Here is a 12,270-nt window from a genome sequence, read left to right on the forward strand (position 1 = left end):
TTTCCTTTGGGCGAAAAAAAGCCCGCTCAATGGCGGGCCTCGTGATGGATGCTTCGGTTACATCTGGTCTTCGGAGTAAATACCCGCGCTGATCACGGCGCTGCCGACAATCATGCGGCCATACAGCAGCGGGACAGGGTTGCCTTGGACGCTGGTATTAACCGGGCCGTTGAAGCTATAACTGGGTCGGTTGTTTGGGCTGTCTTGGGTGCCCAGACCTTTTGCCTGGGGACTGAGCATTTGCATCACCCCACCGGCAACCATGGCAATGCCGACCGGCAGAAGCGGGCTGTAGACGAGGCCAACCACGATAAGTACGGCACCGATTATGGTTTGTAGCGCCCCGGCACGCTTTGAACCCTCAATAACTGGAACGATTCGGATGACATCCCTCCCCGTAGGCTTTCCGAGGTCGTCCTCTCCAATGTTCCTATTGCCATTAAAAATGGCAAAACGAAGGCCCTTATCCTTGCTCTCAAGCATAAATTTTTCGAAACCAGCAAACTGCTTGAAATAACCGATGATGTCGCGCCAGCCTGCTCCGGTCGTAATACGGTGCTCGCGCTTGCCAGTGATTTCAGCTAACTGCTTGGACACAATCACCGTTTGCATCTTCTCAAGCAACTGCGACATTTTTCCTCCGAACGAAAAAAACAGCCCAAGGCGGCTTTTATTATTGCGTGGTGAGTGATACATCCATGCTCATCATTTAGTCTTTGAATATCCTGAACTGCCGCTCCTTATGGTGGAGTCAAGTTCATTCAGGCCGCTTCCGCAGGACGATGCCGAGACAATATATGGTCACCTAGAGCCACACGGAATTACGCGGTCTCGCCTGAGCCGGTTTCTGCAGCTCGGCGTCCGTTGATGTTCACAGGAGTCTTACAGCCAGTGCTAACGCAGCCCTCACCGTGCGTCACTACCAACACAGATTTACCACCAAAGGGCGTCCTGAAATGCGAAAAAGCTTAGACGGCGGCACCGGATCGGCTTCGGTTGATCGGAGTCTGCCTGCTAGCGCAGGCAGACAAGACGACCTAACGGAGCATTAGGGCTAATTTCATTTCTCCTTCATAGAAAGACACGCCCTAGCACTATGGCACGAGCGGAGAAACAATCTCATCGGTGATTACTAGAGGGTCGTAATAGGAATTCGGACTGAACGTGAAATAAGCTGCACGCTTAGTATTTTTATTTAAGAGAGTGTCACCTTTGTTAGGCCAAGAAGGATAGAGGGCCTCAGGGTCAGGTTTTCCAAAAATTTTGGTCAGATATTTTTCTCCAGAAACATAACTAGCCTTAGTTCCGGGAATGATGACCGCACTGTAGAAAACGCCGTTAAAGAAACAGAGGGTTGCCTTATTTACCGGTTCCGCGCTGAATAAGCCAGTAAGGCCCTCTCCTTCGTAGCATACGTCTAGACCGTTCGCCTTAACTTTTTTCAGCGGCGATGGAACGTCAGAATATTTGCGGCCCAACTCGTACCCTAGCAGCTTTACCGAAGGAGCCCGATCTACGGGGATATCAAGATCGCCGACAATGAATTTGTATTGACGAGTCCCAACTCCCTGCAACTCCACTTCTATAAACAATTTTTTTGCGATCGAAACTGACCCGGCGAACGCCACTACCTGTGATGGGATCAGTTGTTTGCCATCTGTCGTCGCGAAAAGCTCCTCGGTGATTTTTCCCTCGTCAAATTTGACATTCACGTTACAAAAGGAGTTGTCGGCGGCGGGGCACCCCTCAGTTCGACCACTATTCAAGTTAAACACTACACCCGGCTTTCCATCTTTATCATCTAAAACCATTAAAGTAACGCTAGGTCCGTCGCCAGCCAGAGGGGATGATGTTTGGCTGAAGACTATAGTGCTTGTGCCGCGCATTTCGTCTTTGATTTCTGACTTCATCCATTCCGCATGGGCAAGAGATGCAATCATCGACCCCAACCCCAAAATAACCGACAGCAACGTTGCGCCTCTGTTCATCAATACCACTCCTGTGAAAGATGGCACCAAGATATCACCGGTTGGCCGGTGTACGAATCCCAGCACCGCAACGAATCGCGATGTAGTAACGCGATGCTTCGCTCACATGATTGGAAGATGAAGCGAAATGCCAAGCTATTTGACAGCTCACGAAAAATTTGCAATCAACCCGGGCAGGTGGGTCGATGACCTTTAACCATGTCCTGCCATGGCCCACCATAAACGATGACCTCGTTAGGATTTCAGGGCTGTTTTAGCAAAGGTTTTGCGTCCCGGTGACGCCAGTAACCAACGGTGACTTCAGACCAGTACCCGCCGTACACATCCCGCTTGCTGTCGCGGTTGTAGAGGTGATGAAGAATCGATCCGGGCGCCGGGTAGTGCTCTGGCTCACTCCTCAGCACACCGTCGGCCAGGTATATCCCCGCATGGTTGGGCACCGGTGAACGGATCTGCATCAGCACGATGTCGCCGTGCTGTGGTGCGGATACCTTTTCGAAGCCAGCCGCGGGCAAATTTTCGAGGTAGAGATTGCCGCCCTTATCCCACCAACCGTCTTCCCGCTCATAGCTGCCAAGATCGATACCCATCTCACGACGGTAAAAATCCAGGATGATGCTGAGACAATCATGCACACCGTGGACAAACTTGCGGCCAATCAGAGGTGCCTGATACCCAACCGGCGCGAAGCTCATCAAATTCCCAGCTCGCACTACACCGTCATCGCCTTTTCGCACTTCGAGAATGTGCCAGGGCAAGCCCGACGCTTCGCAGCAGACGCGATCAGCCTCACTCGGTGTGGCAGGATAATCGGGATGGCTGTGTACCACCGCGGAAATGTCGCCCCTGTCTTCAGCGGCTGCGTAATCCTCAGGCGCCAAGCGGAAATGCTCGTTCGGCGTCGAGGCGATGTTGCGGCATGGAACGTAGATCTCTTTCCGACCTACCCTCACCAACAGCCCACACGCCTCGCGCGGATACTCGTCGATGGCGTGTGCCTCGATTGCCGCTCTGTTTGCTTTGTTCATAGATCATGTCCGGAGCAGCCCCGCAGCGGGGAAAGAGCCATATGGGAGGGGGTTATTTTCGCCGAAACGTAGCTTGCAGCTAGTCAAGCGACCGCCGCACTTATCCTTGGCTGCGTCAGTGACGATGACATCGTTCTCGTCGGCAACGGGTGACCCGTTGTAGCCGCAATACGGACCTCGGTAGCCGCCACAGGAAAGCCACCAGCACACGTTGGCTACGATCTGTCTACGAGGTAGTTGGACTCCAGCGAAATCCAGGGCCGTCGCCAGTTCGAACTGGACAACTTCGTTGTCCTCGGCAGCCTTGCGCTCGACATACCAAATATCTGGTGGAAGTTCTTCCTCTGGGTCCGCTTCGGGCTGCCCATCGAGATACTTGCCCAGGGTTCGATGGCGAATCAGTTTCGCGCCGACGAGATCTTCGAAATACAAAACCAGCGCAGTGATAAAGCCGTCAACGTTGCCCACGGAAAGAGTCGGCGTCGGTTGCGTCCCCTGCCCCGTCATCTCGAAGCCTTCAGCTTTAATCGGCCAAGGCGAATACTCTTTGCCCTGCCAAAATATTGAGGATTGCTGTGGGTAACCATGGAAGCGGTACAGCTCGGCGCCCAGCATCGTTGCATCGAGCTCAAAAAGCTCCACCCAAGCGCCAGGCTCCAGCGTCTGGATATCAGCCGTAATCGGCATGGAGTGTCCTCAGAAAAAATTAAAATCAGGCGAGTGGAGATCAGATGGGCCGTTTTGGGCGCTTTGCTTCGTCTGGGAAATCAGGGTGCCCTTCATTCCAGGCTCTGAGCGCGATTCGATAGTCCCGCCATTGCCGCTCTGTCCCAGGCAAGGCGGCAGGGTCAGAGTCTTCAAGCATCACGAGCTGTTCGGCCACGACGACCATCTCAGAGGATGCCCAATCCGCTTCCCTTTTCATCTGGATCTCCAGCAACGTTCTATCGGAGATTACCCACTCGCCTTTCTCCGATGCGGTGTAAAGCAGGGTCTTCTCATCATCGGGACGCTGACCATTCATTTGAATCCAACCATTAGGGCAGTCCCCACCCACCTGTTGAAAATTGCTGCCAATCTCAGCGTAAACGCACAAGGTCATGCATGGACTCTCCAGACTTTTAAGCGACAAGTTGCGGACGTCAGTCCTGTGGCTGTTTGTCCAAAGGGGTCGCCACTGGCGTTGGATGTGTAGCTAACTCGGCTCGCCCCCGTCTGAACGACCAAGGTGTTCAAGTCCAGTTGTGAGCCCTTGGTGCCGTAGCCGCCAGAGCTGTAGAACCAACCAGCATCGCCCCACTTGCCTCCGATCAGGATCTCCGCCTGTACAATCACCTCGTGCCCAGGGAACGGGTTGGCTACCGTGTAACGGCTGTTGATCGTCACCGTTGCGGGAGCTGCTTCTGTTCCGCCGTTCGGGTAGGCATAGGCAAATCCCACAGTCGCGTCAGTGATGGTCAATCTCCAATCGCTCCAGGCAGCTACATACCTGGATCGCACGTATTGCTCACCTGTGTTGTACACGGTGTACGTCTGAGTGGTGATGCTGCTTCCGAGCTGCACGCTGATAAGTGATCCTGCGGCTGCGACAGGGTAATTCAGGGCCAACGTCGCGTTAGCGTTCGCCTGCTGCATGTAGAAGCCTGTGGCCTGAATATTGTTAAGGTTCGTCCCGGTAGGAAGGTTGATCGCTGAGTTAATCCCAAGTGCAGCTTGAGCGGCTGCGAGCGTAGTCGCCCCGGTACCGCCCTGGGCAATCGAAAGCGCCGTGGTTAGTCCTGATAACGAGGTGATATCGCTATTGGCCCCTTTCGCGGCCTTATTCCCGAGCGAGGCTACTGCATCGCTGATTTGCCGTTGCAGCTTTCCTATGGCCGCAAGGATAGTGTCTGTTGCAGCCACCACAGCCGGGTTTGTCGTGAGGAGTCCGGTGAGCACGCTCGCAACGGTTCTGGCATTGGTCCAATATTTATTGACGCTACCCTCCGGGACTGCATCAGTCGAGCCGGGCGATGCGGAGAGGAGAATGTATTGGGTGCCGCTCCAGCGGTACTGATCATTGGAGTCAGCGGCGACATAGATTTTCCCTGTTTCGCCTGTAGCTGGAAAAGCGGACTCGCTTTCGAACTCCAGTACATCATCGACGTAACTGGGCAACTGACTGGCAGGGACGGTGCCGCTGTCATCCAAAGTGGCAATCCCATTGGGTTGTCCTTTTTCGGCAGCGACTGCGTCAGCCTTCGCCTGGGCTGCGTCAGCTCTGGCTCTGGCGTCCGTTGCTGCTTCCCCAGCGAGCGAGGCTGTCTCACCCGCTTTATCAGCGGCCAGCTGTGCAGCAGTTGTCCGAACATCGAGTTCTGCAAAATTGGAATTGATGGTCTCCCCACCCGAGCGGAGACTCTGACCTGTCCCGTCGTTAGCGCCTCCACCGATGTTGATCGGGACAATGCTCATGGGTGAAATGCCTGTTCAAAAGTTGCGGCCAACCGGTAAACACCACCGCCTGCATGCCGAGGTTGATACTCGCTGCACCGGACCAGCAATGATTCCCCGAAAGGCTCCGTCCAGCTAAAAGCCATAGCGCCTTTATGCGCATCCAGGAATGCCTTGATCTCAGCGATCCGTAACTTTGGTCCAGTGAATGTCAGCGGCCAAGACTGGGTTTTATTGTTCATCCCGTCCTCAGCGACCTGCTCGTATCCGTCGCCAAATTTTGCTGACTTGCGGCGAAAACTCACCGTACCGGAAGGCTCTTTATCCGGAGCCCAGGTGAAAGTTTCCATGCTGTATGTTCCTAAAACACAACCCCGTCGAAGCGGGGATTACCGTTTGTTGATGGCTTGCCAGATTTGGCCGCCAGGCCTCAAGTCGCGAGCAATTTGCTCTTGAGCGCCCTGCTTGGCCGCCCGGGCGTAAGCTTGGGCAACGGCCTGACTGGTGGTCTCATCAGCGCCTCCAGCACCCTGCCCATCCGGCACGGCGATGTTTTGCTGAATTACCACCTGGTTGGTGCTGGAGTTCTGGCCGCGACCTACCGCCATCACGGCGAGCTTGCCACCTGCTGTCCTGGTCAGCGGCATGATTGCCTCCGGCCCGGCCTCCCCCATGATTCCGGTCTCGCCGCCAGCCATACCGAAGGCGGTAGGCTTGCTGACTACCGAATTGGTGAAAGCCCCACCGTCGGCAAACATCTGCACGCCCCCAGACCACGCACCACCCTTGGCCTGAATGCTTCCCGGAGTGAAGCCCGACAGATCACCGGAGTAACCAGCCTGCGTCGAGCCGGCGGAAGCAGAGCCGCCGAAATAGGAGCCAACAGCGGATGCAGCGATGCCAAACAACGAACTGAGCGCAGAGGACGTAGCCGCTCTGGCAGCCATACGAGCCATGTCTGCCAATACCGACTTTGCAAAGTCCGAGAATGACAGCTTCCCAGTCATGGCGAAGCTGACCAAAGCATCTTCCATGGAGCTAAAAGCATTGGTGAATAGGCTTTTGGTTTGTCCAGCCACATCACGCGCGCTGTCCAGATAGTTGCTGAACGCAGACGTTGCGCCGTTTCTCCAGTTTCCCTGAGCTTCAGACAACTGCTCGTAGTTGCTGAGCACGGTTTCGCTCATCTCCCGTTCGCTTCGGTTGATCGCGTCCAGCTTGGCTCTGTATTCCTCAGCGCTCATGTTCCGCGCCTGGTCGGCCTTGTCTCGAGCCAGATCTAACCGTTGCTGATTCGCACGATCAGCGATGCCGTTCAGCTCGCTATTGATCGCATTTTGGCGGTCGCCAAGCCCGACTCCGTCTGCGGCACGGCTTCCAGCACGGCGCAGGGCAGCGTTCTGCTGATCCAACGCGTCGGTATAGGATTTGACGGCCTGGGCCTGCTTCGCAAGCCTCCCCTGCTCATTCGTTGCGATCACCTCAAGCTCGCTGTCAGCCTCCTTTTGCGCCTTGATCATGCTGGCTTTGGCATCGGCGATTTTTTGGTCCAACTGAATGCGCTGGGCGGCTGTGGTGCTGGCTTGGCTCTTCGATGCCTCGAGAGCTGCGATCTCCGCCTGGTAAGCTGCGGTTACCTCATCCCGCTCATTGCCGATAAGGGCTCTACGTTTGAGGAGATAGTCTTCCTGTGTGAGCAGGCCGGCTTTCTGCGCTGCTTCCAGCTCCCTCTGAGCGCTCTTGTATTCGCTGAGGATCAGCGTTAGCTGATTTTTCGAGTCGTTGAAGTCGGTGAGGTTGATGGACGACGTCGCGGTTTTCGGGTCTTTGTTCCGGTCCCGAATGTTCTGGATCGTCTTCGCGACGACAGCTTCCTGAACCAGCGGATCGTCGGGGTTTGCCCTGCGCAGCGCCTCGACCTCCCGCTTGTACTCCTTGATAAGGTCGTTGCGCTTCTCCTCGCTGGAAAGGCTGGAGTCGCTGATGGCCTTCACGCGGATTCTCGCGTCGATGCCTTCACGCTGTCTCTGTGCGCTCAACCCCTGAGCTTTGGCGATGGCGTCCTGGGTGTTCTTCTGCTGGATGAGAAAATCCAGTTCCAGCTTTGAATTGGTCAGCTTGGCCTGGGCATCGGTGTCGTCCGGCATGCCATTTAGGGCACTCTGGGCCGCTGCCACACGTTGCTGCGCCTCGGTGATCTGGCTAGCCAGGGTCTGATCACGTCCGATGTTTTTTATGGCATCAGCCGTGGCCGAGATTTCTCCCTTTAGGCTTTTCCATCCACGCTCCCAGATTGAGAGGTTTTCCGTGACCTCACTGCTACGACTCTTGATGGTATCGACATAGGTGTCGGTCAGCAGTTTGGCCGCGCCGATAGTGTCGCCCTGCTCTTTCAGCGCGACGATTTGCGCATACGTCGTTGCCGTCAGGAAGTTGTATTGATCGTTGAGCTCTTTCGCGGCTGCGACTGGGTCTTTTCCGATCTTCACGAACTCGGCGATCGTTTCCTCCACGGCCCGGCCAGTGGCCTTTTCCATTTCCAGCGCCGCGGTCGCAACCCCTTCAAAACTGCTGCTCGCAATCTTGCCGCTGCTAGCAAGATTTGCCAGTACCTCCGACGCTGCGCCAGTTGTGCCGACGGTTGCGGCCACCTGTTGCGCCATGTTGGACAGAGCGTCAGCCGAAGTGCCCGCAGCGTTTCCGGTAAGGATGATCGATTTCTGAAACTCGACCGCCTCTTCACTGCCTGAAACGAAGGCGTATCCGAGGGTAGCAACAGCCGCAGCGGCAACCGTAAAGGGATTAACAAGGCCAAGGACATATCCGCCTAGGGCTCGCGCGGCGGGACCAATGCCGCCGAACATATCCTTGAGTTGGCCGCCTTGCTGGAGCAGAACAGTCATCGGAGACTGACCGCCCTGGAGCGACACGACGATATCAGTGAATTGAGCAGGGACTCCACGCAACGCAGCAGCCGTCTGCTTAGCCGTGTTACCGGTGCGAGTCAGCGAGTCGTCGAAGCCCCCGAGGCTCGCCCGAGACTGCTCAATTTTGGCCTGATACTCGCTAAAGGTAGCTGCATCGAGCGCGCCGAGCTTCTTCTGCTTCGCTAGCCTGCTTTCAAGCTCGTCAAGCCGCCCTAGGGCCTTCACCGTCGGATCAATCTCGCCGAGGAGCTCGCTCAGCTCATCCTTCTGCTTCTTGATCGATTCCGATGCCTTGTCCGCGCCCTTGGCAACACCCTCAGCGGCTTTTTCTGCGCGGGCACCCGCAGCGGTGAGCTTATCGAGATCGGAGCGCGCTTGCGCAGCATCAGTCGAATCAACCTTGATGCCGAGTTCAGCAATAGAAGTCATTCAGGCTCCGTTATTTCGATTCGCTCATCACGAGCATGGCTTCTGCTTCCATGACACGGATGTCGTGGAAGGCTTCTGATAATTCGCGCCGCGTTATGCCCAGCATGCTTGCCACTGGCGGGAGTGCGCTGTAGTCCAAGCCAGAGGCTCCGCCCATTCCCGTTCGCCACTGAGTCGACATTGCCTCGAACAGCAGGAAAGCCCGCCAGTTGTCCGGCCAAACCTCGTATTCAGTCTCGGGAATGTCGTCTAACGTCATGCCGAAGGCTGCTAGGGCTGCCTCGGATGGCCCCGGCTCGTACATGACGCGAGCGGCGCCGGTCAGTTTCCCAAGCGGGCCGACTGATAGGCGTTTTGGTAGGCAGAAAGCACCGCCTGCGGTGCGCCAACGCAGGTGGTGACAAGCGCTGTCAGCGACTCATCCGACAGCTTCTCGTCAAAGGCCCAATCGGCAATGATGTCCTTGAGCTGGCCGACCTGGATGTCTATTTCTGCCACCGTGGCCTCATGCCAAGAGAGACCGTCCTCCTGGACCTTCTTCGCATGATCCTCACGGACGGCGTTCCACTTGTCGAAGTGAGCAGCCAGGGCCAGGCGATCCAGATACTTAAATTCGAACTCAACGCTGACCGGATCAGCGCCCACGCGCGGGATGGCGACCTTCGTTTTGAAGGTCGGGTTTTGAGCAATCTTGATCTTTGCCATGACTTACACCGCCGCAGCGTATCGGGTTGGGCGAGCGGCCAGAGACAGCGTGACAGTCCGGGTCATGATGCTGTTCCGGGACAACGTCGGAGTAGACGTGATCGACACGTATGCGTGGTAGTAGATGACGGAGCCATTGGGCAAAGTCAGCCGCACAACGCGAGGCTCGCGATCTTCATCAGCCGCCTCACAAACCGCAACGTAAGGAAGCGATGGGTCATCAGCAACGGTGATAGCCATGCTGATCGGAGACTTCGTCGTCGGCAGTTGACGGTCGTCCGACTCTTCAAGGAAGCCGAAGGTGGTGAACTGCTGTTCACCGCCAGAGCTGTTGCTGTCGGTGACTTGGCTGATTTGCGCCCAACCACTCGCAGCACGGACAGCTCCTGCCCCCGCTCCAGCGGTATAGACCGTGGTGTTGGTGGTGTTGATGCCTTCCAGTTCGAACGAGCCTGCATCAGAACCGGCGACACGAACAACCTTGTCGTTCAGGCGAGTCCAACCCGAAGTAACCACCAGAATGTCGCCATTCGACAGGCCGTGCGCAGCGGCATTTGCCACCGCAGGGTTAGCGTTACTGATGGCGGTCACTGGAGTCGGTGGGCTGAATGTGGCAGCAATTTCAAGGATGGAGCCGTTGGGGAGAATGGCGCTCATGTATTTCCCTCTGTTTAGAAATGACAAAACCCGCTCAATGGCGGGTTCAGGGTTTGCCCAACGGGCGAATTTTGGATGGACTGCTACTCAGGAATTCGACAGCTCTCGTATTCCTCAAGGGGCAGCCCTGATGCGGAGCCAACGACAACCCCGGTCAGCCCACAATGAGGACAACAGGCGTGTTTTTCGTTGTGCCACTTCGTGATTTGGTCCGGTTTCAACCATTGACCGCAGGCGCTGCAAATACATTTTTCGCTAGCGTTGATCTCCTCACGGTTGTTCCAACCATGATCGTCGGCTGACTCATCCAGCCACTGTAAGCGCGCCTTCGTTGCATCATCCATCGAGGAGTCCGATTACGTCTGTTCAGGAATCGATTCTAGCGCGACGTCGCTCAGTTGGTGTCGGACCGATATTGGAACGAAGCAGATACCGTGAAACTGTTGCCGTCTGGAATTCCTGGGCCGGGCGCAACCGGCGTCATCACTGACACGATCAATCCGGTGCTAGCAACGCGCAGATTCAAGGGGAACAAAGCCGCCAACTCATCCACGATGCCGCTTGCCTCGGTCCTATACTTCCCGGACGGCGTCACGATATTCACCTGAAACATGCCGGTATAGAGGCGGTGATCGCCGCTTAGCGTATTGCTGGCCGTGACTGACGGCAGCGTGAAGGCTCGGAGATACGTCTCGGCGGCGCCTGGCGTATATGCCTCGTTCTCAACCACAACCTTCAGTGGCTTGGCTCTAGCCTTGGCCCAGGCAAGCAGGCGCGACTCGAACGCTGCAGCGATGATGTTGTGGCTCATACTTTATGGTTCCTGATGGCCTCCAGGACAATTTGCTGGAAACGCGCCTGAGTGATTCGCACCATGCCCCCCGGAGCTTGATCGGAATGGCCGTACTCTAGCGGTATCGCATAAGGCAAATTATTCACGATGAATGCCGTGGTTCCTGCCCGGAAGAAAATCGACCCTTCTGCGATGCGTGCTGTTGCTGCCGCTCCGGTCGGATCAACCACTCCAAGCGTCCCTTCCGGCGGCGCATCGATGGACATCTGCCAATTGCCACGGAATCGCCCGGTATCTACCGGAGACATTCGAATCAGCGAGTTACCGATTTCAATGATGATCTCGCGAAGGCTAGCGTCCACCGCCTCTTGGGCCTGTTTGGCAAACTCGGCCAGTTGGAGCGAAAAGCTGCCTTGCCGGCCTGCGTAAGTGTTCATGAACGGACCTGCAATTCGTATATCAGCGGCGTGCCGGCTGGGTTGACCTCCTTAACGTTGATCACCGTCCAGGTATTCCCCTGGATCTCGGCAGTGATCATTGGCTTCGGCTTCCAATCCAAGCCCAACGCCGCAATCTTCAGCTTCTTGTCGCCACGCACTATCAGGGTGTCGGCTTGAAACTCGAAGCCGGTGAAATCGAGCAGGATGCCCTGGGCTATTTGCTCGAGGATGACCTCCGCGCCTTCCGGATTGTCAGGATCGTATCCCCCAGGCTGAACATCGCGCAGCGTAACTGCTTGGCCGTACTGTGTGATCAGCCGTAAGGCCGTTGCTGCCATCCGGTCGTAAAACTCGCTCATCGGCTAAGCCCTTACGGCGAACAACCCACGTTTGAGCAGGTAGTCGGCAAACTGCGTGCGGCTTGGCCTATCCGGAGCAGCCGGAAGCAGCCTGCCGCTGGTATTAGAAATCGTCGCGTACTCAGTCTCGACGGCGCCTTCGACCCGCTCCCGAATAACCGCGCCCTTGCGCGTCTCGATAGGATCGATGTCGTCGCGATGAATCTCCGCTGCGAGAGCCATTTGGCCGTAAGGAATGCGCGCCGGAAGGTAGTCGTTTGGCTTGATCTCACAATCCAGTTGAATACCCCGGCGCGGCCACGCCAGGGCCTGATCGCTAGACATCTTCTGCCCTTTCCAGGCCATGCCATTCATCGCCAAGGCGGCCCGGCGAAGCAGTGCTTCTTGCGCGGGGGTATCCGCAGGGATGGCGACGCCGAATTTCGCGGCGTAACGGACTAAATCCTCAGCGCTCGAAAAGCTTTCGGCATCAGGCTTACCAGTGCCGTCCTCGATGATGAGTGTCATGGAA

Annotated in this window: 15 protein-coding genes; all 15 read right to left on the reverse strand. The window is 56.3% G+C overall.

The genetic code is table 11. The annotated features are described in order from the left end of the window. Positions 1-57 precede the first annotated feature (57 nt). A complete protein-coding gene (locus tag DOCECA_RS13425; RefSeq protein WP_420765737.1) occupies positions 58-633 on the reverse strand; it encodes a tail assembly protein in 576 nt (191 codons plus the stop codon). A gap of 461 nt (positions 634-1,094) precedes the next feature. Continuing rightward, complete coding sequence (locus DOCECA_RS13430) at positions 1,095-1,988, reverse strand: hypothetical protein (RefSeq protein ID WP_445570658.1); 894 nt, start codon at positions 1,986-1,988, stop codon at positions 1,095-1,097. Positions 1,989-2,230: 242 nt separating this feature from the next. After that, positions 2,231-3,016 (reverse strand): C40 family peptidase, encoded by a 786-nt coding sequence (locus DOCECA_RS13435; protein WP_445570659.1) that lies wholly within the window; start codon positions 3,014-3,016, stop codon positions 2,231-2,233. A 3-nt stretch (positions 3,017-3,019) separates the two neighbouring features. Next, on the reverse strand, positions 3,020-3,703 hold the full coding sequence (locus DOCECA_RS13440) for a phage minor tail protein L (protein ID WP_420765734.1): 684 nt from the start codon (positions 3,701-3,703) through the stop codon (positions 3,020-3,022). A gap of 40 nt (positions 3,704-3,743) precedes the next feature. Beyond that, complete coding sequence (locus tag DOCECA_RS13445) at positions 3,744-4,118, reverse strand: hypothetical protein (RefSeq protein WP_445570660.1); 375 nt, start codon at positions 4,116-4,118, stop codon at positions 3,744-3,746. Then, positions 4,115-5,470: a pyocin knob domain-containing protein gene (locus DOCECA_RS13450; protein WP_420765732.1), complete on the reverse strand. Its 1,356-nt coding sequence runs from the start codon at positions 5,468-5,470 to the stop codon at positions 4,115-4,117. The genes DOCECA_RS13445 and DOCECA_RS13450 overlap by 4 nt, the downstream gene beginning before the upstream one ends. Next, positions 5,467-5,799 carry a phage tail protein gene (locus DOCECA_RS13455; RefSeq protein WP_420765731.1) on the reverse strand — a complete coding sequence of 111 codons (333 nt, stop codon included), beginning with the start codon at positions 5,797-5,799 and terminating at the stop codon, positions 5,467-5,469. Before DOCECA_RS13455 ends, DOCECA_RS13450 begins: the two co-directional genes overlap by 4 nt. A gap of 39 nt (positions 5,800-5,838) precedes the next feature. Then, on the reverse strand, positions 5,839-8,805 hold the full coding sequence (locus DOCECA_RS13460) for a phage tail tape measure protein (RefSeq protein ID WP_445570661.1): 2,967 nt from the start codon (positions 8,803-8,805) through the stop codon (positions 5,839-5,841). 10 nt (positions 8,806-8,815) lie between these two features. Continuing rightward, on the reverse strand, positions 8,816-9,064 hold the full coding sequence (locus DOCECA_RS13465; RefSeq protein WP_030141964.1) for a DUF1799 domain-containing protein: 249 nt from the start codon (positions 9,062-9,064) through the stop codon (positions 8,816-8,818). 62 nt (positions 9,065-9,126) lie between these two features. After that, positions 9,127-9,510 (reverse strand): phage tail assembly chaperone, encoded by a 384-nt coding sequence (locus DOCECA_RS13470; protein WP_030141965.1) that lies wholly within the window; start codon positions 9,508-9,510, stop codon positions 9,127-9,129. A 3-nt stretch (positions 9,511-9,513) separates the two neighbouring features. Then, complete coding sequence (locus DOCECA_RS13475; protein WP_445570662.1) at positions 9,514-10,167, reverse strand: phage tail protein; 654 nt, start codon at positions 10,165-10,167, stop codon at positions 9,514-9,516. A 394-nt stretch (positions 10,168-10,561) separates the two neighbouring features. Continuing rightward, complete coding sequence (locus DOCECA_RS13480) at positions 10,562-10,978, reverse strand: phage tail terminator-like protein (RefSeq protein WP_445570663.1); 417 nt, start codon at positions 10,976-10,978, stop codon at positions 10,562-10,564. Beyond that, positions 10,975-11,397, reverse strand: coding sequence for an HK97 gp10 family phage protein (locus DOCECA_RS13485; RefSeq protein ID WP_420765726.1), 423 nt, complete (start codon positions 11,395-11,397; stop codon positions 10,975-10,977). Before DOCECA_RS13485 ends, DOCECA_RS13480 begins: the two co-directional genes overlap by 4 nt. Further along, positions 11,394-11,759 carry a hypothetical protein gene (locus DOCECA_RS13490; protein WP_030141969.1) on the reverse strand — a complete coding sequence of 122 codons (366 nt, stop codon included), beginning with the start codon at positions 11,757-11,759 and terminating at the stop codon, positions 11,394-11,396. Before DOCECA_RS13490 ends, DOCECA_RS13485 begins: the two co-directional genes overlap by 4 nt. A 3-nt stretch (positions 11,760-11,762) precedes the next feature. Continuing rightward, the gene (locus DOCECA_RS13495; protein WP_445570664.1) at positions 11,763-12,266 is read right to left on the reverse strand and encodes a DnaT-like ssDNA-binding protein; all 504 of its coding nucleotides are present in this window, start codon (positions 12,264-12,266) and stop codon (positions 11,763-11,765) included. Positions 12,267-12,270: the final 4 nt, after the last annotated feature.

This window comes from Pseudomonas sp. E102, assembly GCF_052660185.1.